Raw genomic sequence first — 23,410 nt, 5'->3', positions numbered from 1 at the left:
ATTCAAAACTGTTCATAAACGAACAGTAATGTTCAAAAATGACCAGTGTTATTCTTTTTATTCAGTTTTCGTATCCTTGCGTCCATATTATTTAGAATATTTATAAATAATATAATGATCAGCAGATGATGTCCTGCACCTGTTTTTTTTCGTAAATTCGCTACAAATAATTAAGAATAACTTACCCTTTTAACACATATTATCAATGGCTTTTGATATAGAAATGATCAAAAAGGTGTATGCAAACTTTGGCCCCCGTGTAGAGGCGGCCCGTAAATTAGTAGGCAGACCTTTAACACTTTCAGAAAAAATTCTTTACACCCACCTTTGGGATGGAAATACAAATACTTCTTATGTAAGAGGTACTGATTACGTAGATTTTGCTCCTGACCGTGTGGCCATGCAAGATGCAACTGCACAAATGGCTTTATTGCAATTTATGCAGGCGGGAAGACCTCAGGTAGCTGTTCCTTCAACGGTTCATTGTGATCACCTGATCACCGCAAAATATGGTGCTGAGATAGATTTACCGGCAGCAAATACAGAGAGTAAAGAGGTTTTTGACTTCCTTGCCTCAGTTTCAAATAAATATGGTATCGGCTTCTGGAAACCAGGAGCAGGTATTATTCACCAGGTTGTATTGGAAAACTATGCTTTCCCGGGCGGTATGATGATCGGTACCGATTCTCATACGGTAAACGCAGGTGGTTTAGGTATGGTTGCCATCGGAGTTGGTGGTGCTGATGCCTGTGATGTAATGGCAGGTTTACCATGGGAGCTTAAATTCCCTAAACTGATTGGTATCAAGTTAACCGGAAAATTAAACGGATGGACTTCAGCTAAAGATGTAATCCTTAAAGTTGCCGGTATCTTAACCGTAAAAGGTGGTACCGGTGCAATCGTAGAATATTTTGGTGAAGGTGCCAGCAGCATGAGCTGTACTGGTAAAGGAACCATTTGTAATATGGGTGCTGAAATCGGCGCAACGACTTCAACCTTTGGTTATGATGAGAGCATGGAGCGTTATTTACGTGCGACCAACAGGGCTGATGTAGCTGATGCAGCAAACGCAATTAAAGAACACTTAACAGGTGATGCAGAAGTATATGCTGAGCCGGAAAAATATTTTGATCAGATCATTGAAATCAATCTTTCAGAGCTTGAGCCTTATCTGAACGGTCCTTTCACTCCGGATTTGGCTACGCCAATCTCTAAAATGAAAGAAGTTGCCGCAGCAAACGGATGGCCAATGAAAATCGATGTAGGTTTGATCGGTTCATGTACCAACTCTTCATACGAGGACATCTCCCGCGCGGTAAGTATCGCTAAGCAGGTTTCTGATAAAGGCTTAACTGCAAAATCTGAATACTGTATCAACCCGGGTTCTGAGCAGATCCGCTTCACGATTCAGCGTGATGGATTCTTAGATGTATTCGAGAAAATCGGTGCTAAAGTATTCACAAATGCCTGCGGACCATGTATCGGCATGTGGGACAGGGTTGGTGCTGAAAAACAAGAGAAAAACACCATCGTTCACTCTTTCAACAGAAACTTTGCAAAACGTGCAGATGGAAATCCGAACACTTTTGCTTTTGTAGGTTCTCCGGAACTGGTAACGGCATTGGCTATTGCTGGTGACCTGAGCTTTAACCCGCTTACAGATACCTTAACAAATGCCAATGGCGAACAGGTTAAACTGGATGAGCCAACAGGATTTGAATTGCCTCCAAGAGGTTTTGATGTAGATGATGCAGGATATCAGCAACCAGCTGCCGATGGTAGTGGTGTACAGGTATTGGTATCTCCTACTTCACACCGTCTGCAATTGCTTGATCCTTTTACGCCTTGGGAAGGTACAGACCTTAAAGGTTTAAAGTTACTGATCAAAGCAAAAGGAAAATGTACAACGGATCATATCTCTATGGCTGGTCCATGGTTAAAATTCCGTGGTCACCTGGACAACATCTCGAACAACATGTTGATTGGTGCGGTAAACTATTTCAACGATAAAACGGATAACGTTAAAAATGAATTAACAGGTGAATACGGTCCTGTTCCTGCGACTCAACGTGCCTATAAAGCACAGGGAATCGGTTCTATTGTAGTTGGTGATGAAAACTATGGTGAAGGATCAAGTCGTGAGCACGCGGCAATGGAGCCTCGTCACTTAGGTGTTCGCGCGGTATTGGTAAAATCTTTTGCCCGTATCCACGAAACCAACCTGAAAAAACAAGGAATGCTTGGTTTGACATTTGTTAACAAGGACGACTATGATAAAATCCAGGAAGACGATACGATTGATATCATTGGCTTAACAACTTTCAGCCCTGATGTTCCATTGACATTGGTATTAAACCATATCGACGGTACTAAAGAAGAAATTACGGTTAACCATAGCTACAATGCGCAGCAGATTGAATGGTTCAAAGCAGGTGGTGCACTAAACATCATCCGCAGAGAAGCAGCAGCGAAAAACGCATAGTCAAAGCTGAACATATAATTACTGAAAGCCGCTCCGGACCGGAGCAGCTTTTTTTATGCTTTTAGAAACTGCTGCCACCAGTATCCGGAATCCTTGATCGTCCGTTTTTGGGTTTTAAAATCATTATGAACCAGGCCGAAGCGGGCATTGAAGCCTTCGGCCCATTCAAAGTTATCCATTAGTGTCCAGGCCATATATCCGGTAATGTTCAGCCCTTCATTTTTAGCCTTTAATACCGCAGCCAGGTATTCCTGAAAGTAAGCAATCCTTTCTGCATCATGAACCTTACCCTCAGTTACTTTATCATGATAAGCCGCACCATTCTCCGTGATCATTAAACTTTTGATCTTAGGATAGGCAGCAAACTGTTTGATCACATTATAAAAACTATTTCCATTGATTTCCCAACCCATGGTAGTGTGTGGAACTTTCCGGTTTTTTGCCTTCACTTCCCAGGCCTGAATTACCGGAATAAAGGCATTGTATTTAATCGTGAGCGGGAAATAGTTCTGAATCCCGATAAAATCAAAGTCAAAGGTCAGGCGTTCGGTATGTCGCCAGGTAGAATGCTGAATAGAAAATTTCTCCATCACCTCCCAGTCTGTCCCGGGATAACCCATGCCCAGGGTCGGCTCTATAAACAGCCGGTTCATCAGGCAGTCTACCCTTTGTGCGGCCAGCAAATCAGATTCGCTCTGTGTATACGGGATGATTTCGGAACAGGAATAGCTGGTTCCGATATTCGCCTGGCTCACTTCCGCCCTTAAAATCCTTCCGCCATCTGCCTGTGCAATTGCGGCATGATGTACAGCTGAAAAGAAATTGGTCAGCCCGGTATTACCAGGAGCATGAATACCGAGCATATAGCCCAGGGAAGTAAAGCCAAAAGGTTCATTCAATACGATCCAGTTTTTTACTTTATCTCCATAAGTTTTAGCGCAGACAGATACAAAAGCATTAAAAGCGGTATTGATACCAAAGGCCGTCCAGCCCCCCTCTTCTTCCAATGCCTCCGGTAAATCCCAGTGGTATAAAGTAATGTAAGGAACAAGCCCGTTCAACAGACATTCATCAATGACCTGATGATAAAAACGGATGCCTTCCTCATTGACCATCCCCTCCCCATAAGGCATAATCCGGGGCCAGGATATGGAGAAACGAAATATAGAGAAACCAAGTAGTTTAACTAAAGCAATGTCTTCCTTATATCTATGATAAAAATCGCAGGCAATGGTTGGGTGATGGCCTTTTTTTATTTTACCCGATCTGTTGGAAAAAGAATCCCAGATCGAGGGTCCTTTTCCATAAAGATCCGCTGCCCCTTCAATCTGAGCCGCAGCTGTGGCCACTCCCCAGGAAAAATCACGCCCAAAATCTGATGCTTTAATCATATCTTTCGTATATAACAGCCAAGATGGGAATAAGGTGTTAATTTAACGTTAAGCCAATCTCCTTTAAAAGTAAAGCAGCGTTAAATGTAGTACAAGGGCCATGTTTAAGTTTATAATCGAAGTTCATTTCGCCCTCACTGATCTGAATATCAAAATGATAGTTCCTGACCCGTTCCGGATAATCGCTGATCATTTCCGACAGTTGTAAGTCGTGGGTAGCAAATAAAACAGGCGTCTGCTGATCGATCAGCTTTTCGATAAATACCTTAGAGCCCAGGTATTTGTCCCGGCTGTTTGTTCCCCTCAGCATTTCATCAATCAGCACCAGGGAATTGGAAGAAATACGAATCGCATCCAGGATCATCTTTAATCTGTTCAGTTCTGCTTTAAAGGTAGAAGTCTGGTCATTTAAAGAATCCTTGATCCTCATATAAGAAAGTACTTTAAAGATGGAAAGCGACATTTCCTTTGCACAAACCGGAGCACCGGCAAAGGCCAGCACCATATTGATACCTACAGTTCTCAGGAAAGTGCTTTTTCCAGCCATATTAGAACCTGTTACAATATCTGCGGTGGGTTGGGGATTTAAATTAAAATCGTTGAGTACACGCGTTCCCTGAGGAATCAAAGGATGTCCCAGCTCCAAGGCTTTTAAATGGAACGCATCTTCGATAACAGGGGTATTCCATTCCGGTTGGTTATAGGTCAGTGTAGCAAATGAAATCAGTTCTTCAAACCGGCTGATCCTTTCCAGCCCGGCCATCACCTCTGCTGCATATTTTCGATGCCAGTGTGCCAGATTTATTGAACATTTGAGGTCCCACAACAAAAACAGATTGAGAAAAGCACTGAGAATGATATTCAGGCGGGCATCAAAAGCCTGAATAATCCTGGACAGCTGTCTGATCTGACTGCTCACCGGAAGACTTTCCTGCTGAGCAGGGAAAAGGTTTTTAATATAGGAACTGTTCCATTTTACTTCTTCTGTCCATTTTATGGTTCCGGAGAAGGCATTCAGAAGATTAGCGCTCCCGGTGAAGCCATAGTAAACCTGGTTAATGTCTTTTAAATTGAAAAAGGTAAGCCCCATATTGAAGACTGCAGCCAGTCCAAAGACCTGCCAGGTTACGCCCCCTACTACAAGCCCCAGGACGAATAAAGCCGCCATCACAAAAGGTACCACCTGCACAGCTACTTTTAAAAAGCGCTTATTGGTAAATAACAGCTGTTCGGGCAACTGGTATTTCAGTTTATTCTGAATGACCTTTAACTGTTCTGGTTTATGGTTCTGCAATTGTGCGCGAAAATGAAAGCTCTGGTCAATATGGCCATATAATTCTTTGATTGCCTCCTGACGCTCAAGAATGGTTCTTTTATCATTTGGCGCGCTCAGATTAGCCGCCAGTAAATCCATACCTTTCTGCGTATTACACCGGTTGATAAAGGCGTACAGCGTACCTGGCCCAAAGATATCCAGGTCTGAGGAATAAGGATGCTGCTCATCCTGATAGTTTTCTCCATTGTGGTAGCCATTTTTTCCAAAAAGAATCTGGTCGGCTTCGTTCTGATAAACCCAAAGTAATTGTCCGGCATAAGTCAGGTCCCTCTGCACAGCACTTTGCTTTTTTACCAGAAACATAAACAGGAACAGCGGAACGGCCAAAAGTCCTGTTAAAATTGCATTAAAGCCGATATTGATAATCAATGCTATGGTGAGGATTTCAGAGATGAACAGGCCCAGCCTGGAAAATGAAATCTTATTTAATTTCTTTTTAAGATCTGCAATTCGGATTTCCTGGGTTTTAATATTATTTTGGTAGTCGTTTAAAATACTATCTTTTGTTTTTACCATTATCTTTGGATGTGCTCTAAACGGGTAAATATAGGGATTAGAAAAAACAATATACACTTAATGAAAATTACATTACTGGTTGTTGGAAAAACCGAGGATAAATACCTGATTGAGGGGATTGAAAAGTATTTAAAGCGATTGAAGCATTATATCGGGTTCAATCTTATGGTGATACCTGACGTAAAGAACACTAAAAACCTGACCGAAGCGCAGCAGAAGACAAAAGAAGCAGAACTGATTTTAAAACAGGTCAGCAACCTGGATACGGTGATCCTGCTAGATGAGAAAGGCAAGAAATACACTTCGATTTTATTCTCCAATTACCTGAATAAACAGATGATTGGCAGTGTTCAACACCTCATATTTATCATTGGAGGCCCTTATGGCTTTGATGAAAGTGTATACCAAAGGGCCAATGGCAGCATGTCTTTATCCGACATGACCTTCTCCCATCAAATGGTTCGTTTGTTCTTTGTTGAGCAGCTTTACCGGGCATTCAGCATTTTGAAAGGCGAGCCTTATCACCACGAATAAAGTCCATTGGTTTTGTGGAAAACCAGAACATTCATCATCATCAATAAAAAAAGGAGTTATTATGCAATTGCCAAGTGATTTTAAAAGAGACTACAGATTTAAAAGTGACAAGAAACGGGACCGCCTGAGTTATATTATTGCTATAGTGATCTCCGTGATTGCCTTTGTTCTGATCTGGTTTTTTCTCTAAATAAAAAACCGGACCTGTAGAGGTCCGGTTTTTATATACCTGATGGAGTCTGTAAATTCTAAACTCCTTTTTTGCTGGTCATATTCGCTTTCTTAGCAGGCTGAGCAGTTTTGCTCGGTGCTTTAGCGTTCGATGGTTTTGGAGTAGCTTTAGGCTTTTTTTCTACCTTATCTTCAGCTTTTACCGCTTCATGATCTCCACCTTCTTTAGGGGCTTCTTCACTGAAAAGTGGCAAGTCCTTTAATAAGTGGTACCAGGAAACAATTTTCTTCATATCTGAAGTGTACACTTTTTCCTGATCATGTCCGGGAGCAACTTCCAGGAAGAATGCTTTCAACTCTTTTACATCAGCTTTTGCATCAGGAACGTTTCCTTTAGCTGCAACGATATTAGCCAAAACGTCCAATAGCTTCAAATCGTCATCTTCGCCGTATACGGTGATATCTTCTAATGAAGCCAGTTTAGTTGTAGTAATATTGGCTACAATTTTAACTTTTTGAGCATCCAGGCTTTCTAAAACGTATCCGCCTTTATTTTGCCCTACCAGCTTAAATAAACCTGGTCTTCCAGATACTGCAACGATTCCTCTTAAATTCATATAAATTGTCTTTTTTTGAGAAGTAAGAAACTAATCTTCTATTACTTCTATCCCTATAATCTTATCTCCTTGTTTGATATCGTCAACAATATCAACATTTTCTATTACTTTTCCGAAGCAAGTGTGATTTCTGTCCAAATGGGCAGTATTATCTCTGCTGTGGCATACAAAGAATTGTGAACCACCTGTATTTCTACCAGCATGTGCCATAGACAATACACCGCGATCATGGAACTGGTTTTCACCGCTCAATTCGCAATCGATCTTGTAACCAGGACCACCTGTACCTGCAAGATGTGCTTTAGCCGGATCTTTAGAATTCGGACATCCGCCCTGAATAACGAAGTTTGGAATTACCCTGTGAAAAGTAACGCCATCATAAAATCCTTCTGAAGCTAATTTCTTAAAGTTAGCAACGGTATTAGGCGCATCCTGATCGTAGAACTGAACGGTCATATTGCCTTTATCTGTTTTTATTATTGCTTTGCTCATGATAATTTTTTGTAAATGCCAAATTTAGTAAATTGAAATGATTACTGAATAGTAATTAAGTGTAAAAAAGCCTTATATACTGATTATCGTGTATAAACGTTTATTAAGCACAATAATTTTATGATTAGGTTTATAAAAAATTACTTTCGCATATACCCGATAAAAGTATGGCCCTTAAAAAAATTTACCTGCTGTTTTTTCTTTTGACCCTTAGTCTCGGTCTCAAAGCCTCTTCCATTCTCATTTTCATGGACGAAGATCAAAAGAACCACCTGAAAGCCTATGGCATTGCTTATTGGAGCATCAAGCAAAAAGCTGATGTGAGCTGGCTTTTAAACTATCGGGGTGGCAGCTTTTTAATTCAATACAATAAAGGAATAGAAGACGAGTGTAAAACCAGGGGTGTTTCTTATCAGGTACTCGCGGATGGAAAGGTGACCGCTATTTTAAATGAGATCAGTGATCCGGAAGTGAATATGGAAGTGGTAAAACTGGAGAAATCGCCTAAAATTGCGGTTTACTCTCCAAAAAGTAAATTGCCCTGGGATGATGCGGTAACCATGGTTCTGACCTATGCAGAGATCCCCTATGATGTGGTTTATGATGATGAGGTATTAAAAGACAAGTTATCCGGTTACGATTGGCTTCACCTCCATCATGAGGATTTTACCGGGCAATACGGACGTTTCTGGAGTGCTTTCCGAAATGCCACATGGTATCGGGATGATGTAAAAAATCAGGAAGCTACCGCAAAGAGAAATGGTTTTAATAAGGTGTCTGAGATGAAACTTGCTGTAGCGAAAAGAATTAAAGAATTCTGTGCAGGAGGAGGTTTTCTATTTGCCATGTGCTCCGGAACGGATAGTTTTGATATTGCGCTGAGTGCGGAAGGAGTGGATATTTGTGAAAGCATGTTTGATGGAGACAGCGCTGACCCACAGGCACAGGCGAAGCTTAATTTCAACAAAACTTTTGCTTTCAAAGATTTCCGCCTGGATGTAAACCCTAATAATTATGAATTTTCTGATATTGACGTTACCCAGACCAGATTACTCAACCAGACCAATGATTATTTTACGCTGTTTGATTTCTCTGCAAAATGGGATTTGGTACCCACTATGCTTACCCAGAATCACGAAAAAGTGATCAAAGGATTTATGGGACAGACTACGGCTTTTAAGAAATCTCTGGTAAAACCCAGCATTACGGTATTGGGAGAGAACAAAGGGGCAGAAGAGGTGCGTTACCTGAATGGGGAAATCGGAAAGGGACAGTTTACTTTTTATGGTGGTCATGATCCGGAAGATTATCAACACGCAGTGGGTGATCCTCCAACGGATCTCAACCTGCATCCCAACTCTCCCGGCTATAGACTGATCTTAAATAATGTGTTATTCCCTGCGGCCAAAAAGAAACCGCAGAAAACTTAGTCGTAGAAACTCCAGCTTACACCGAACTTCAGCATCACACGGTCCATCATCGGATAACGGTTCACAGAATAATAACCTCTGGACAATAAACCCTGGTTAGCATAATCTGTTTTTACAAAGAGGTTCGCTTTCCTTAAACTTGCTTTTACCCAAACGTCAAGAATGGGTGTAGAATCAAAGGTTCTACCCTCCCCTACGTAAAACTGCCCCGCAGGAGCAGAATAAGAATAGTTTTTATAAGGAGTATTGTAACGGATGTCAAATCCAACATTGGTTTTTAAAGTCTTGAAAAAGGTATGATCTATATAGAAGCTGGCAAAGGCATAAACTTCAGGGGTTCTTAAGATATCCGGATTATCTGTTTTCTGATAAACCAGATAACTGTCCAGATTGAACTTGCCAAAATTCAGCTTTTTACCCAGGGTAATTTTCAAGAGGTTCACACTTCCCAATTGGGCAGGAACAATATTGTTTGCATTGGTGGCATTTCCCAATGAATCAGGAGCGGTAACAGAGCCCGATGCTGCTTTAAAATACAGGTAATCATTGATCAGGTAGTATTCCGCACCTGCTTCAAATTTTAGCTTGTCATTCAGGTATTTAAAGGACAGGTTAATGGTCTTTGTTCTGTTAAACGCTTCTTTCCAATTGTAATGGTTTCCGAAATACCTGGTATATACCTCTTCCGGAGACTTGTTCTGGAAATATCCACCCAGTACAATCCGGCCAACGGACTTACTCAGCATCACATTACTCTTTGCTTCATAGAGAAAATCCCCGCTATTTCTTCCCTGAAAAATTTGCTGTAAATCTACATTCAGGTCAATACGGTTACTAAACCGGTAACCGGCTGAGCCCAGTAAGGTGATGTTCTGAAAAGTCGATCTGAAGTCGTAATAACTGATCTTTTTATCCGCGTAATATACCCCCTGGTTGTATTTATAAAAATCATGTCTGATCCCCGCATCCAGTTTCAGCTCGTTTTTAATTACAGAATTTCCTTTTGAACGCAGAAAAAAACTATAAATAAATTCATTTTGTACATTGACATATCTGGTACTATCATAGGTAAACGCCAGGTCTACTGTACCTGCGGGTATTGCAGTACCATCATCAGCAGAGCCCTTGTGGAAGGTATAGGAATTTTGGTTGTACTTAAATGTATAAGCAATCTTATTTGTAGGCAGGATCTTTTGACTGATCTCCTGTGCCAGACTATCTATTCTTCCCACAAAATAGGTCTGTTTGATCATAAATGTATTTGCCCTGTAAATGTGCCCTGCATCCGCCAATCTTACACTTTCAGACATGTGATCTAAACCAAACGTCTCAGAAGTCTTTTCATATATTTTATCATTACGTACTGATCCGTTCTCCCGTGCTTTCAGGGTATTAAAAATAGCATTTACGAATAAATTATACCGCTTATTCGGACTTTGGTACCAGGTAAAAAGATCTGCATTCAGGTGATCCCCCCTTTGCCGGGTATAATATCCATTGGCCCCTATCCGGTTGAAATTGGCACCTATATTCCAGTTTTTCTTAATGTTCTGAGAGTGGGTCACTCTGAATACGGCTTCTGTTTCTCCCGCGGAGGCGAAGTAAAGATTGGTATATGGTGTTCTGGCCTGATAGTATTTAATGTCGTCATGCCCGATTGCATAGAAATCCAGGGAATGGAATCCGGCATCAAAACCGATCGTCTTTAAGGGCTCAAAAAGCATGGGCATTGCAGCCAGCCCCAGGTTTCCGGTTCCGATGGTAGGCCTTCTTGGTTGTGCGATAATGCTGAAATTCTGAAAACCATTTAAACTGGTATCCAATGCTACGGTCTGAATGCTATCTTTAGTGAGCTTCAGCGTGGTGTAACGGATAAAGCGGGAAGTAAAAATAACGGAGTCCAATCCTGATTCTTCTTTTTTCCTTAAAGAGTCCAGTAATTTATTGTCGTTCACACTGGTCTTTAAATCCTGGGCAAATAACTGCCCGGTCCCTAAAAGGAAAAAGCAAAAAACAAATAAGGCAATGTTTTTATACATTATAAAGTCGAGATTAATTGGCTCAGTATTTTTGTCATTTTAGGTTCAGCAATTCTCGCTGTCTCAATAATCTCATCCAGGCTCACCGGTTGTAACACTTCGGTAAAACCTTCATCAGTTAATACGGAAATGGCAAACACAGGGATACTCATATGGTTGGCTACGATGACTTCAGGAACCGTGCTCATGCCTACTGCATCACCTCCGATAATTCTGAGGTAATTGTATTCTGCTTTTGTTTCCAGGTTTGGCCCGGTTACGGCAATGTATACGCCCTGGTGACAGGTAATTTCATTTTCTTTGGCAATTTCCAGTGCTTTTTTCACTAAAGAGCGCTGATAAGGCTGACTCATATCCGGGAAACGGGGTCCCATATCCGAATCATTTCTGCCACGCAAAGGACTCTCTGGCTGAAGGTTGATATGGTCATTGATCACCATCAGGTCGCCCTTTTTAAAATCTTTATTCAGGGAGCCCGCAGCATTGGATACAAAAAGGTGGGCAATTCCCAGCGCTTTCATCACGCGGATCGGAAAGGTGATCTGCTGCATGCTATATCCTTCATAATAGTGCAACCTGCCCTGCATGGCCACCACCCTTTTCCCATTCAGGGTACCAAATATCAGCTTACCGGAATGAAACTCCAGGGTAGAAATCGGAAAATTAGGGATATTAGAATACATCAGCTGATGGGTAACTTCTATTTCACTAACCAGTCCGCCCAGGCCTGTTCCTAAAACAATACCAATTTCTGGCTGGAAATTTTCTGTTTTACACTTTAAATATTCAACGGTTTCGTGTATGACTTGAAACATAATCTAAAATCTTTTGATCAAATGTAGTTTTATCTTTTGCTCTTATCCCTATCTGAATGGGTAAATAAAAGATCGGTAAATTTAACAGTAATTCTTTTAAAGTATCACCTAATAAACGCTGTGCATCCTTTTCTGTTGTGATGATGATTTTTTCTTCTGAAGGATCACTTTCAAAAGCAGTAATCAGCTCCAGAATATCCTTTTCTTTAAAACGGTAATGATCTGGATAATCATGATGACGGATATCCCTGCTATACTGATTTAAATGCAACAACAATGGTTTGGGATTGGCTATTCCAGTGAGTAGGAAAACGGCTGTTTTTTCTGAAATAGTGGAGCAGCTGCGTTTTTCTCCGCTGATCAGGGGAACAAGCTGCTGATACTCCAGCGTTGAAAATACGGTCTGATCTTTCCACGGCTGCTCGAATTTACCCATACATTTTTCTTCCTGCGCGGGACTTATCCCTTCAGGTGTTTTGGTGATTAGTATAGATTGGGTCCTTTTATATCCTGAAAAAGTTTCTCTCAGATTCCCGGCTGGCAAGAGGAACTGTGGGTTAAGTAATTTCTCAAACTCGAACAACAGGATACTGAATCCAGGCCGAATAGCACGGTGCTGAAAAGCATCATCCAGAATGATCAGGTCATGCTGTTCTTTTAAAAGCTGAACGCCCTTTACCCGATCTTCGCAAACGGCCACCGTGATTTCCGGAAATTTCCGGTAAAACTGCATCGGTTCATCGCCGATTTTTTCGGCCGTTGCACTTTCATCAGCGAGAATAAAACCCTGGGTCTTCCGGCCGTAGCCTCTGCTTAAAATTGCAATCTTATGATCGGGAAAAAGACGAACAAGGTACTCTGTCACAGGACTTTTACCTGATCCTCCAACTACAAGATTCCCCACACAAATCACAGGAATATCGAAACCCTCAGATTGAAAAATCCGGGCATCATATAGCTTATTTCTCACAAAAACCACAATCCCGTAAAGGATGGAAAAAGGAAATAACAGTAACCTTAGGTATTTAATCATGCTGAGCTTCAAAAATAAGAATTATAGCGCGCATTGTATGAAGTTAATACATATTCAGGGTTACCTGTCAACAAAATAAAAGGCTATCTTTGTACAAACAATATTTTATATCATGCTTAAAGGATTTTTTAACGTACCAACTCCGATCAATGAGCCGATTTTAGGCTATGCTCCCGGAAGTAAAGAACGTGAACTTTTGAAGGCTGCAATAGCCGATGCCCGCTCTAAAAAAATCGATATCCCAATGTACATTGATGGGAAGGAAGTGCATACCGAAAACAAAGGAAAAGCGACTCCTCCACACGATCATCAACATATTCTTGCAGAATACAGCAAGGGGAATAAAGACCATGTAAAACAAGCTATTGATGCCGCTTTGGCTGCAAAAGCAAACTGGGAGAACCTGGCCTGGGAACATCGTGCAGCAATCTTCTTAAAAGCAGCGGACCTTATTGCAGGACCGTATCGTTATAAACTGAATGCAGCAACGATGTTGGGGCAATCAAAAAATGCTTATCAGGCAGAGATTGATTCGGCATGTGAACTGATCGACTTCCTTCGTTTTAACGTGAGTTATATGTCGGAAATCTATAAACAACAACCTCCGGTTTCTCCTAAAGGATCATGGAACAGAGTAGAGCAACGTCCTTTAGAAGGATTTGTGTTCGCTTTAACTCCATTCAACTTTACTGCCATTGCAGGAAACCTGCCAACATCCGCAGCAATGATGGGAAATGTGGTAGTTTGGAAACCAGCAAATACACAAATTTATTCTGCAAATGTGTTGATGCAAATCTTCAGAGAAGCAGGATTGCCTGACGGCGTAATCAATCTGGTATACGTATCCGGACCTGAGGCAGGCGAAGTGATCTTTAATCACCCTGACTTTGCAGGTATTCACTTTACAGGATCTACCGGCGTATTCCAGGATATCTGGAAAACAATTGGAAACAATATCCATAAATTTAAGACTTACCCACGTATTGTTGGTGAAACAGGTGGTAAAGATTTTATCCTTGTTCACGGTTCAGCGGAAGCAGAATCGTCCAGCACAGCCATCATTCGTGGCGCATTTGAGTACCAGGGACAAAAATGTTCTGCTGCTTCACGTGTTTATGTTGCAAAAAGCATCTGGCCTAAAGTCAAAGAATTTATGCTTCGTGATTTAGCGACCTTCAAAATGGGCGGAACAGAAGATTTTGGTAATTTCATTAATGCGGTAATCGATGGCAACTCTTTCGATAAACTGACGAAATACATTGAAGAAGCTAAAAATGATAAATCTGTGGAGATCATTGCCGGCGGAAACTATGACAAATCAAAAGGATACTTTATTGAACCTACGGTATTGGTAGTAGAGGACCCTAAGTATGTAACGATGTGTGAAGAATTATTCGGTCCGGTATTGACTTTACATGTTTATGATGATAAAGACTTCGATCAGATCTTAGATGTGGTAGACAGTACTTCTATCTATGCCTTAACAGGTGCAGTGATTGCTCAGGATCGTTATGCGATTGAAAAAGCAACACATCGTTTGAGAAATGCTGCAGGTAACTTCTACATCAATGATAAATGTACAGGTGCAGTTGTTGGTCAACAGCCATTTGGCGGTGCCAGAGGTTCAGGTACAAACGATAAAGCAGGATCAATGATCAATCTTTTACGTTGGGTCTCCCCACGTACGATCAAAGAAACTTTCGATCCACCAAAAGATTATCGTTACCCGTTCTTGTCTAACGACTAGAATTTTAAGCATAAAAAAGGAGGATTCTTTACAAAATCCTCCTTTTTTATGGAAGGCTGAATCTCAGATTCAGCCTTCTCTATATTATTTTGCTATTTCTAAACCTTCGATGCGAAATACAGATTTAATATGGTCGTTGCTATCGCAAGAGACACCAAGGTCAGAGATTAAACCTGTGGAAAGGCTATAAGCCCATCCATGCAGGCTCAATTTTTTACCATTAGCCCATCTGCCCTGAACAATAGATGTTTTGCTCAGGTTGAATACGCCTTCTACCACGTTTAACTCGACCAATCTCGCCGCTCTTTTCTTAGAATCTGTGATTGCATCGAGCTCATCGGCATGTAATCTGTAAGTGTCCTTAATGTTTCTCAACCAGTTGTCGATGATGCCCACCGGTCTGTTGCCCATAGCAGCTTCCACACCACCACAGCCATAATGACCACATACGATCACATGTTCTACTTCCAATACGTTTACTGCATAATCCAATACGCTCAACATGTTCATATCAGTATGAACAACCACATTGGCAATGTTACGATGAACAAAGATATCACCCGGAGCAGTATTTGTAATCTGGTTTGCAGGAACACGACTGTCAGAACAACCAATCCATAAGATGGGGGGTTTTTGTCCGGCAGATAAACGATCAAAATATTGAGGATCTTCCGCTAAGGTGGCAGCCACCCAGTCTTTATTTCCCTGTAATAATCCTTCGTAAGTAATTTGTTTTGTCTCTGGTGTTTCTAATTTTGCGCACATAATAATTCTAATTATTAATTTCTTCTATAATTTTACTGTTCAACTTCGGAACAATATATTGTGTTTTAATGTTCTCTAAACTTACTATAATCCCCTTAGTATAAGCGTTATGCTTATAATTAAAAATGGTCTCTAACACATCGGGATCGATATATCTGGAATTTGTTCCGTCAATGATCACGTTTGTTTCTTTAGGAATTTTAGTCAATACCACCTGAATGGCAGCTTTATTTAAAAATGAGACCTCTTCTGCAAGTTTTATCCGTAGGTTCTTCTTATTGCCTTCTTCCTGAATTTTGTAAAAGAACGGGTTCCGCATATTGGTACGCAGCAGGTAGAAGATGGAGAATAACATCCCTATCGCCACACCTTTTAACAAGTCGGTCAATAACACGGCGATGATCGTGATTACAAACGGTATGAACTGGTCCCAACCTTTATGAAACATATGTTTGAATAAGGCAACACGTGTTAATTTATAACCGGTTACCAATAGAATCGCTGCCAGACAGGCCAAGGGAATCATATTGATGATACCGGGGATAAATAACAAGGACAAAAGTAACCATCCTCCATGAAAAATCGCAGACATTTTAGTTCTTCCTCCTGCGTTTACGTTAGCAGAACTCCTTACAATTACTGAGGTCATTGGCAAACCACCCAACATACCACTCACCATATTTCCGGCACCTTGGGCTATCAGCTCTCTGTTGGTTGGCGATACCCTTTTAATCGGATCAATTTTATCTATCGCTTCAATACTTAACAAAGTCTCCAGACTGGCCACTACTGCAATTGTTGCTGCGACTACCCATACTTTAGAATCTGTAATCTTCGAGAAATCCGGAGTAGTAAACAAGGCTGTAAATTCAGACCATCCGTTAACTACCGGAATTTCCACCATTTGTTTGGCCTGTAATGCATATCCTGTATTCTGGAATACAATCGTTAAAATAATACCAAGTACTACCACCAGCAGGGGCGCAGGAACGACGCTCAGTTTCTTGAACTTAGGCCAAAAAATCAGAATCGCAATAGACAATCCACTAATCACAATTGCCGCTAAGCTAAAATGACTAAAGGCATTTCCAATTGCAGAGAAAGTGTTTTCATTGTCTGTCTGGAAGAAACTTTCATCACCAAAAAAATCTGAATCTATGCCCAAAGCATGAGGAAGTTGTTTAAGGATCAACGTTAAACCAATAGCGGCAAGCATTCCTTCGATTACGCTTGAGGGAAAATAATTACCTATAGTTCCTCCTTTTAATAAGCCGAGGATCAGCTGCATTACACCGGCAAGCACAACTGCCAGTAAAAATGTCTGGTATCCCCCTAACTGAGCTATTGCACCTAAAACTATGGCTGTTAAACCGGCGGCAGGTCCACTGACACTCAATTGAGACCCACTTAGGCTAGATACAACAATTCCTCCTACGATACCGGTAATAAGACCGGCAAACAATGGCGCTCCAGAGGCCAGGGCTATTCCCAGACATAAAGGCAGGGCTACCAGGAACACGACAATACTCGAAGGTAAATCGTGTTTTAAATTCTTTTTTAATATATACTTTTTCACTTCCAATCTTGAAAAGATTGAGTTACCATTCTGCATAAAACTACGTTTTAATTCTAATAAACTAATTCAAAAAAAGGCATAGCTATCCCATTGAAGGGGTAGTCATACGGATAAATTAGCACCAGTTAGGAGGCGGAGTAGGTACGGAGGGATGGAAGGGATCGACATGCCGTTTAAAGTGATCAATATAGCTATTGCTGATACCGAAATGGCTAAGTATGGCCATAAAGCTTACGGCATAATGAACGTCGATCATTTTAGAATCACATAGGTTCACTTTTACTTTACCACTATCACCATCAGCACTGTGCTCTACTTCGATCTGCATGATCACAGAGTTGATGCTATCTTTATGGAAATTGCTAAAAAACACAGGCGCACCGGAAATCATCATCTTTACGCAAAAGATGCCTAAAAAGGTAATGATGATTATAAGACGGTACTTCCTTAGGAACATGCTGATCTATTATCTTTCTTCTATTTTTTCTTCAACTCTTCAAAAATAGCTCCAAAACAGTCTTTTTTGCAAATTGTCATGTAATAAAAATGTAATTTAGTGATAATTGTCAGGAAAAAAAGAGGGCAAACTTCTAAAATCAGCCCGGTTCTCATCGAAAAACGAAGCATTAAATGTAATTTAGGCAGCTCAAAACACTATTTACCATTCATGAGAAAATTATTACTATTAATTGCCATTTTAAGCCCTTTTTCGCTGTTGGCACAAAGCAATAACGCTCCCTCTTCTTATGACCCGCATGAAATCGCCATCACCGGGTACCTTCAAACTCAATATCAGCGCGCACAATCAGGAGGAATCAATTCTTTTTCCGGAGGAGACTTCGCAAAAAACTCTAAAGATCGTTTCATGATTCGCAGGGGAAGGTTAAAAATCGACAGGGCCGACAAATATTCAAGTATTGTCTTTCAGATCGATGCCACACAGAATGGAGTTCAGCTCATGGATGCTTTTATCCAGCTGCATCAGCCAAACTCTAAACAGCTGATGTTTACCGCCGGACTTTTCAACCGCCCTTTTGGCTACTCCATAGTGTATTCCTCAGGATATAGGGATTTTCCCGAGCGTGCCAGGGTATTTCAAACCCTAATGCCCAGGGAACGTGACCTTGGAGCGATGATTAGCTTCAGACCTGACAACAAAGCATTTCATTTCCTGACAGCCGAAGTCGCCGTAATTAATGGCAGCGGACACAGCGCCAGGGATTATGATTCCAAAAAAGACATCGTAGGAAATCTTGGTTTTAAGTTTGACAGTCTTGCAAATGGCAAATTACACCTTGGTTTTGGAGGTTCCATTTATAAAGGATATGTGCGCAGTAATACAGATACACTAATGAGGAGCAATGGGAATGGCTTTATCAAAGATGGCAATACCAGTTATACCGATTCTTACGCCAAACGTGATTATTATGGCGCCAACCTGCAATTACAATATGACAATCCCTTAGGAAGCACCTCATTTAAGGCAGAGTATATCGGAGGTAAACAGCCCGGAGTTGCCGGTTCTTCAAAATTGGCAGGTCCACTGGCCAGTCAGAGTTTTTCTGCACAACCGGAAACCAACCTTTACCTGCGAGAGTTTTCCGGCTACTATCTATGGTTCAGCCACCGGATCTCAAAAACAAAATTTACCGCATTGGCTGCTTATGATGTATACGATCCTAACAATGAGGTGAATGAAAGTGAAATAGGGGCCGCAAACAACAATACTACTTCAGGAGATATTAAATTCAGCACACTGGGCTATGGCATGTCTTATCTGATCAATGGTCGCTTAAAGCTAACCCTTTACAATGAACATGTGGTAAATGACAAAACGCAACTGCCACAATACCTAGACGACATTAAGGATGATGTATTTACTGCCCGCTTGCAATACCGCTGGTAATACTGATCATTTCAAAAAATTACTATTTTACAGAAAATCTCCGGAGCTGATCCACAATGTATAAAACCCCGGATATTTATATAAGTGTTGAACAAAATATATTCCAATGAAACCATCATCAGCATACCGCTTAAAAACAGCAATAAATATGCTGATGATAGCTTCATCACCTATTAATAAAAATATATTCTAATGAAAACCAAAATAGAGTTACTTCAGGATAAAGTTAAACAGGCTCAAACCGGTGGTGGGGCAGTAAGAATTGAGAGTCAGCATAAAAAAGGAAAACTTACGGCAAGAGAAAGGATTCATTTCCTGATGGATGAGAACTCTTTTGAAGAGATTGGAATGATGGTTACCCATAGAAGTACCGATTTCGGAATGGAGCGGGAAAAATATTTAGGCGATGGTGTGGTTACGGGATATGGGAATATCAATGGTCGCCTGGTATATGTGTTTTCACAGGACTTTACCGTTTTTGGTGGTTCGTTATCTGAAACGCATGCAGAGAAAATTTGTAAGATCATGGATATGGCCATGAAAAACGGGGCTCCTGTTATTGGGCTAAATGACAGTGGTGGTGCCAGGATTCAGGAGGGTGTAGTTTCTCTTGGAGGTTATGCCGATATCTTTTACCGGAATGTACAGGCTTCGGGAGTGGTACCTCAATTGTCAGCCATTATGGGTCCTTGCGCTGGCGGTGCAGTATACTCTCCGGCAATTACCGATTTTATCCTGATGGTGGAAAACACTTCTTATATGTTTGTAACCGGACCAAATGTGGTGAAAACGGTAACTCATGAAGAAGTCACCTCTGAAGAACTGGGTGGAGCATCTACCCATGCGACAAAATCCGGTGTAACCCATTTTGCCTGTGCCAATGAACTGGATGCCATCAATCATGTAAAGAGGTTACTAAGTTACATGCCACAGAACTGTGAGGAAACACCGGTATCACTACCTTATACTGCTTCGGAGGAGAGTCGCCCTGGATTGAATACACTTATGCCTGTGAATGCCACTCAGCCTTATGACATCAGAACGATCATTGCCGAAGTGATGGATGCAGACAGTTTTCTAGAGGTACACCGCGAATACGCAGAAAATATCGTGGTTGGCTTTGCACGTCTGGCAGGTAGAAGTATCGGCATTGTTGCCAATCAACCGGCTTATCTGGCTGGGGTATTAGACAATCATGCCTCAACCAAAGCTGCACGTTTTGTGCGTTTCTGCGATTGTTTCAACATTCCCTTACTTGTTTTTGAAGATGTTCCGGGATTTCTTCCGGGTACAGACCAGGAATGGAATGGCATTATCAACAACGGTGCAAAACTCTTATATGCTTTTAGTGAGGCTACCGTTCCACGCATTACTGTCATCACCAGAAAAGCATATGGCGGTGCTTATGACGTGATGAACTCTAAACATATCGGTGCAGATATGAATTATGCCTGGCCAACTGCCGAAATCGCTGTTATGGGTGCTAAAGGTGCGGCAGAGATTATTTTCAAAAAGGAGATCAATACTGCAGAAAATCCGGAAGAAAAATGGCTGGAGAAAGAGAAACTATACTCCGATACCTTTGCTAACCCTTATCGTGCAGCAGAGCGCGGTTTTGTGGATGAGGTGATAGAGCCTGCCCAAACGAGAATTAAATTAATCAAAGCATTTAAAATGCTGGAAAATAAAGTTGTCAATCGTCCCCGCAGAAAACACGGGAATATCCCATTATAACGTAAATGAAGCTTAGTCGTACAGACGTTTTGCTAATGGCCTTTTGCACAGGTCTTATCGTAGCAAATATCTATTATTGCCAGCCGCTGGTCATCCTTGTTGCGGATGAATTCAAGCTCACTGAAAGTCATGCAGGAAAGATCACTTATCTTACCCAGGCAGGTTATGCGCTGGGTTTATTTCTGATTGTACCGCTTGGCGATATGTTTGAACGCCGGAAGCAAATTTTAATGATTACAGGAGTGGCAGTTGCATCTTTATTGCTTGCTGCACTCTCCCACTCTTTCCTGTTATTGCAAATTGCCAGTGTCCTGATCGGAGCCAGTTCTATCGTACCCCAGCTTATTTTACCTATGGCTGCGAACCTCAGTTCGGATGAAAAGCGCGGAGAAACAATTGGGATCATCATGAGCGGTCTGCTGGTGGGAATTCTGGTCTCAAGATCAATTAGCGGAAGTGTTGGATTTTTATGGGGCTGGAGAACCATGTACCTTATTGCCGCTGGCATCTGCTCTTTGCTACTGCTATTAATGGCCAAACGTTTTCCATTAAGTATGCCTTCTTTTAAAGGCACTTATCAGGAATTGATGTCTTCTATGTGGCACTATGTAAAAACACAGCCGGTATTGCGGGAAGCATCTATCATTAATTTCCTTGCTTTCTCTATATTGAGTGCTTTCTGGACGACCATGGTTTTATTCCTGGCCAATCCACCTTTCAGTTTTCAAACACTACAAATAGGTTTGTTTGGAATTGCCGGAGCTGCAGGTGCGTTAGCAGCCCCTTTGGTAGGGAAACTAAGCAGCGGCAAAAATCCGCGCAAAAACCTGCTGACAGGCCTGGTTTTACAGTTGCTAAGTATTGCCGCCTTTTACTTTACCGGCACACATCTTTACTTATTCATAGCTGGAATTATTCTTATTGATATTGGTCAGCAGGCTATTCATGTAACCAATCAAACCAGAATTTACGCTTTGCTTCCTGAAGCAAGAAATCGCCTAAATACCGTTTTTATGTCGGTCAGCTTCGTTGGTGCTTCTTTTGGGTCTGCTCTTGGTTTATGGCTCTGGGATAAAGGACAATGGCCCTTATTTTGCGTGGGAACTACGGCGGTAATCCTGTTGAACCTATGTATCTATAAATTTTATAGTGGAAAGCTGAAACCTTAACCTCCCCGGCCGATGGAAAAAATCCATATTGAACAAATCAGACCTGACCTGACCTGGCGTATCCGGCATGAAGCCATGTACCCTGATGAACCTTATGATGCTATAAAACTGGAAAATGATTCCAATGGGATTCACTTCGCTTTATTTGCTGGCGACCAGCTTTATTCGGTCATCTCTCTGTTTTCTGAAGGCAGTGTTTACCAGTTCCGCAAGTTCGCGACATTACCTGTTGCTCAGGGGAAAGGCTATGGCAGTCTCCTACTCCGACATGTGATTGAATATGTGGGTAACATGGGCGCTACGAAACTATGGTGTAATGCCAGGACATCGGTATCTCCTTTTTATGTAAAATTTGGATTTTCGGAAACAGAAGAGCGTTTCCATAAACTGGGATTGGAATTTGTCATCATGCAGTTAGAACTAAACAATTAACTTGCTGCTTAAACCCTAGTTTATATATTTGTTCAGTTTAAGCATAAATCCGCTTAAAAACACGTTTTAAAGAAAACATCATAATGGCAAAAAAGAAAGACGATAAACAGAAACATGTTTCTGTAGTTACTAAGAAATCACTCCAATTTTTTGAAGAATATATTAACAACCCATCTCCTACCGGTTTCGAATACCCTGGTCAGAAGCTATGGCTGGACTATTTAAAACCTTATATTGATGAAAGCTTTATCGATAATTATGGTACCGCAGTGGGTGTCATCAATCCTAAAGCTGAATATAGAGTAGTCATTGAAGCACATGCGGATGAAATCTCCTGGTTTGTAAATTACATTACTCCTGAGGGTTTGATTTATGTGATCAGAAATGGAGGCTCAGATCACCAGATTGCCCCGTCAAAACGTGTCAATATCCATACCGACAAAGGGATGGTGAAAGCGGTTTTCGGATGGCCTGCCATTCACACCAGAAACGGTGAAAAAGAAGAAGCTCCTGCCTTAAAAAATATTTTCCTTGACTGTGGATGTACGAGCAAGGAAGAAGTAGAAAACCTGGGTATCCATGTAGGTTGTGTCATCACTTATGAAGATGAGTTTATGGTATTAAACGACCGTTATTATGTTGGACGTGCTTTAGACAACAGAGCCGGTGGTTTCATGATTGCTGAAGTAGCCCGTTTACTTAAAGAAAACAAACAAAAACTTCCATTTGGATTATACATTGTCAATTCAGTACAGGAAGAAATCGGTTTACGTGGAGCAGAAATGATCGCCGACCGGATTAAGCCGCATGTAGCGATCGTTACAGACGTTACCCATGATACCAGTACGCCAATGATCAATAAGATCACACAAGGCGATTTAGCTTGTGGCAGAGGCCCAGTAGTTTCATATGCTCCTGCAGTACAAACTAACCTGAATAAGTTATTGATTGAAACAGCTGAAAAGAACGAAATTCCTTTCCAACGTCAGGCTTCGTCCAGATCAACAGGTACGGACACTGATGCTTTTGCTTATTCAAACGGTGGTGTTCCTTCTGCATTGATCTCTTTACCATTACGCTATATGCACACAACGGTAGAAATGATTCATAAAGAAGATGTGGACAATGTGATCAGCTTAATTTATCACGCTTTGTTGAACATCAAAAAAGACCACGATTTCAAGTACTCTAAATAAAAACCTGTCTTCAGATAAGGAAAAAGCGT

The 23,410-nt window shown here is 41.3% G+C and carries 19 protein-coding genes; 9 read left to right on the top strand and 10 right to left on the bottom strand.

Annotated features, from left to right (window positions below; all coding sequences use genetic code 11):
• Positions 1 to 205: 205 nt before the first annotated feature.
• On the top strand, positions 206 to 2,482 hold the full coding sequence (locus tag BFS30_RS12875; protein WP_069379670.1) for an aconitate hydratase: 2,277 nt from the start codon (positions 206 to 208) through the stop codon (positions 2,480 to 2,482).
• Between the two features lie 53 nt (positions 2,483 to 2,535).
• Here BFS30_RS12875 and BFS30_RS12870 read toward each other — a convergent pair whose 3' ends face one another.
• Positions 2,536 to 3,873, bottom strand: a complete 1,338-nt coding sequence (locus tag BFS30_RS12870; protein ID WP_069379669.1) for a GH1 family beta-glucosidase — start codon at positions 3,871 to 3,873, stop codon at positions 2,536 to 2,538.
• Positions 3,874 to 3,910: 37 nt separating this feature from the next.
• Positions 3,911 to 5,725: a MutS-related protein gene (locus tag BFS30_RS12865; RefSeq protein WP_069379668.1), complete on the bottom strand. Its 1,815-nt coding sequence runs from the start codon at positions 5,723 to 5,725 to the stop codon at positions 3,911 to 3,913.
• A gap of 60 nt (positions 5,726 to 5,785) precedes the next feature.
• Between BFS30_RS12865 and rlmH the strand changes: the two genes are divergently transcribed.
• Positions 5,786 to 6,259: a 23S rRNA (pseudouridine(1915)-N(3))-methyltransferase RlmH gene (rlmH, locus tag BFS30_RS12860; RefSeq protein WP_069379667.1), complete on the top strand. Its 474-nt coding sequence runs from the start codon at positions 5,786 to 5,788 to the stop codon at positions 6,257 to 6,259.
• Positions 6,260 to 6,507: 248 nt separating this feature from the next.
• Here the strand turns inward: rlmH and BFS30_RS12855 are convergent, their stop codons facing one another.
• The gene (locus tag BFS30_RS12855) at positions 6,508 to 7,047 is read right to left on the bottom strand and encodes a DUF5606 domain-containing protein (protein ID WP_069379666.1); all 540 of its coding nucleotides are present in this window, start codon (positions 7,045 to 7,047) and stop codon (positions 6,508 to 6,510) included.
• A gap of 30 nt (positions 7,048 to 7,077) precedes the next feature.
• A complete protein-coding gene (locus BFS30_RS12850; RefSeq protein ID WP_069379665.1) occupies positions 7,078 to 7,539 on the bottom strand; it encodes a peptidylprolyl isomerase in 462 nt (153 codons plus the stop codon).
• Positions 7,540 to 7,706: 167 nt separating this feature from the next.
• Between BFS30_RS12850 and BFS30_RS12845 the strand changes: the two genes are divergently transcribed.
• The gene (locus BFS30_RS12845) at positions 7,707 to 8,969 is read left to right on the top strand and encodes an asparagine synthetase B (protein ID WP_069379664.1); all 1,263 of its coding nucleotides are present in this window, start codon (positions 7,707 to 7,709) and stop codon (positions 8,967 to 8,969) included.
• Here the strand turns inward: BFS30_RS12845 and BFS30_RS12840 are convergent.
• From BFS30_RS12840 to lpxK, 3 genes are read right to left on the bottom strand one after another with little or no spacing between them, the layout of a single operon-like run.
• A complete protein-coding gene (locus tag BFS30_RS12840; protein ID WP_069379663.1) occupies positions 8,966 to 11,008 on the bottom strand; it encodes a putative porin in 2,043 nt (680 codons plus the stop codon). The two genes, BFS30_RS12845 and BFS30_RS12840, sit on opposite strands and share 4 nt — an antisense overlap.
• Entirely contained in the window at positions 11,008 to 11,823 is an 816-nt protein-coding gene (locus BFS30_RS12835; protein ID WP_069379662.1) for a purine-nucleoside phosphorylase, read from the bottom strand. Before BFS30_RS12835 ends, BFS30_RS12840 begins: the two co-directional genes overlap by 1 nt.
• Positions 11,795 to 12,856, bottom strand: coding sequence for a tetraacyldisaccharide 4'-kinase (lpxK, locus tag BFS30_RS12830; RefSeq protein WP_069379661.1), 1,062 nt, complete (start codon positions 12,854 to 12,856; stop codon positions 11,795 to 11,797). The genes BFS30_RS12835 and lpxK overlap by 29 nt, the downstream gene beginning before the upstream one ends.
• A gap of 112 nt (positions 12,857 to 12,968) precedes the next feature.
• Between lpxK and pruA the strand changes: the two genes are divergently transcribed.
• On the top strand, positions 12,969 to 14,603 hold the full coding sequence (pruA, locus tag BFS30_RS12825; protein WP_069379660.1) for an L-glutamate gamma-semialdehyde dehydrogenase: 1,635 nt from the start codon (positions 12,969 to 12,971) through the stop codon (positions 14,601 to 14,603).
• Positions 14,604 to 14,687: 84 nt separating this feature from the next.
• Here pruA and can read toward each other — a convergent pair whose 3' ends face one another.
• The 3 genes from can to BFS30_RS12810 form a co-directional block, all read right to left on the bottom strand.
• Positions 14,688 to 15,368: a carbonate dehydratase gene (gene can, locus BFS30_RS12820; protein WP_069379659.1), complete on the bottom strand. Its 681-nt coding sequence runs from the start codon at positions 15,366 to 15,368 to the stop codon at positions 14,688 to 14,690.
• 7 nt (positions 15,369 to 15,375) lie between these two features.
• Entirely contained in the window at positions 15,376 to 16,980 is a 1,605-nt protein-coding gene (locus BFS30_RS12815) for a SulP family inorganic anion transporter (protein ID WP_069379658.1), read from the bottom strand.
• Between the two features lie 79 nt (positions 16,981 to 17,059).
• A complete protein-coding gene (locus BFS30_RS12810) occupies positions 17,060 to 17,401 on the bottom strand; it encodes a hypothetical protein (protein WP_069379657.1) in 342 nt (113 codons plus the stop codon).
• 210 nt (positions 17,402 to 17,611) lie between these two features.
• Between BFS30_RS12810 and BFS30_RS12805 the strand changes: the two genes are divergently transcribed.
• The 5 genes from BFS30_RS12805 to BFS30_RS12785 all read left to right on the top strand — a co-directional run bounded on the left by BFS30_RS12805 (position 17,612) and on the right by BFS30_RS12785 (position 23,381).
• Positions 17,612 to 18,850 carry a porin gene (locus tag BFS30_RS12805; protein WP_069379656.1) on the top strand — a complete coding sequence of 413 codons (1,239 nt, stop codon included), beginning with the start codon at positions 17,612 to 17,614 and terminating at the stop codon, positions 18,848 to 18,850.
• Positions 18,851 to 19,042: 192 nt separating this feature from the next.
• Entirely contained in the window at positions 19,043 to 20,584 is a 1,542-nt protein-coding gene (locus tag BFS30_RS12800; RefSeq protein ID WP_069379655.1) for an acyl-CoA carboxylase subunit beta, read from the top strand.
• A gap of 5 nt (positions 20,585 to 20,589) precedes the next feature.
• Entirely contained in the window at positions 20,590 to 21,753 is a 1,164-nt protein-coding gene (locus BFS30_RS12795; protein ID WP_083252027.1) for an MFS transporter, read from the top strand.
• Positions 21,754 to 21,765: 12 nt separating this feature from the next.
• Positions 21,766 to 22,185: a GNAT family N-acetyltransferase gene (locus BFS30_RS12790; RefSeq protein ID WP_069379653.1), complete on the top strand. Its 420-nt coding sequence runs from the start codon at positions 21,766 to 21,768 to the stop codon at positions 22,183 to 22,185.
• Between the two features lie 83 nt (positions 22,186 to 22,268).
• Positions 22,269 to 23,381, top strand: coding sequence for a M42 family metallopeptidase (locus BFS30_RS12785; protein ID WP_069379652.1), 1,113 nt, complete (start codon positions 22,269 to 22,271; stop codon positions 23,379 to 23,381).
• The last annotated feature ends 29 nt before the right edge of the window (positions 23,382 to 23,410 follow it).

It is taken from the genome of Pedobacter steynii (assembly GCF_001721645.1).
GTDB lineage: Bacteria > Bacteroidota > Bacteroidia > Sphingobacteriales > Sphingobacteriaceae > Pedobacter > Pedobacter steynii_A.
Note: the sequence above shows the minus strand (reverse complement) of the source record. Positions and strands in the feature narration are given on the sequence as shown.

Coding starts and splice junctions, on each gene's coding strand:
- BFS30_RS12835 (WP_069379662.1), bottom strand. CDS start 11,823: ATGTTTCAAGTCATACACGAAACCGTTGAATATTTAAAGTGTAAAACA.
- can (WP_069379659.1), bottom strand. CDS start 15,368: ATGTGCGCAAAATTAGAAACACCAGAGACAAAACAAATTACTTACGAA.
- BFS30_RS12865 (WP_069379668.1), bottom strand. CDS start 5,725: ATGGTAAAAACAAAAGATAGTATTTTAAACGACTACCAAAATAATATT.
- BFS30_RS12805 (WP_069379656.1), top strand. CDS start 17,612: ATGAGAAAATTATTACTATTAATTGCCATTTTAAGCCCTTTTTCGCTG.
- BFS30_RS12815 (WP_069379658.1), bottom strand. CDS start 16,980: ATGCAGAATGGTAACTCAATCTTTTCAAGATTGGAAGTGAAAAAGTAT.
- BFS30_RS12845 (WP_069379664.1), top strand. CDS start 7,707: ATGGCCCTTAAAAAAATTTACCTGCTGTTTTTTCTTTTGACCCTTAGT.
- BFS30_RS12785 (WP_069379652.1), top strand. CDS start 22,269: ATGGCAAAAAAGAAAGACGATAAACAGAAACATGTTTCTGTAGTTACT.
- BFS30_RS12840 (WP_069379663.1), bottom strand. CDS start 11,008: ATGTATAAAAACATTGCCTTATTTGTTTTTTGCTTTTTCCTTTTAGGG.
- BFS30_RS12855 (WP_069379666.1), bottom strand. CDS start 7,047: ATGAATTTAAGAGGAATCGTTGCAGTATCTGGAAGACCAGGTTTATTT.
- BFS30_RS12790 (WP_069379653.1), top strand. CDS start 21,766: ATGGAAAAAATCCATATTGAACAAATCAGACCTGACCTGACCTGGCGT.
- BFS30_RS12870 (WP_069379669.1), bottom strand. CDS start 3,873: ATGATTAAAGCATCAGATTTTGGGCGTGATTTTTCCTGGGGAGTGGCC.
- BFS30_RS12810 (WP_069379657.1), bottom strand. CDS start 17,401: ATGTTCCTAAGGAAGTACCGTCTTATAATCATCATTACCTTTTTAGGC.
- BFS30_RS12800 (WP_069379655.1), top strand. CDS start 19,043: ATGAAAACCAAAATAGAGTTACTTCAGGATAAAGTTAAACAGGCTCAA.
- rlmH (WP_069379667.1), top strand. CDS start 5,786: ATGAAAATTACATTACTGGTTGTTGGAAAAACCGAGGATAAATACCTG.
- pruA (WP_069379660.1), top strand. CDS start 12,969: ATGCTTAAAGGATTTTTTAACGTACCAACTCCGATCAATGAGCCGATT.
- lpxK (WP_069379661.1), bottom strand. CDS start 12,856: ATGATTAAATACCTAAGGTTACTGTTATTTCCTTTTTCCATCCTTTAC.
- BFS30_RS12795 (WP_083252027.1), top strand. CDS start 20,590: ATGAAGCTTAGTCGTACAGACGTTTTGCTAATGGCCTTTTGCACAGGT.
- BFS30_RS12850 (WP_069379665.1), bottom strand. CDS start 7,539: ATGAGCAAAGCAATAATAAAAACAGATAAAGGCAATATGACCGTTCAG.
- BFS30_RS12875 (WP_069379670.1), top strand. CDS start 206: ATGGCTTTTGATATAGAAATGATCAAAAAGGTGTATGCAAACTTTGGC.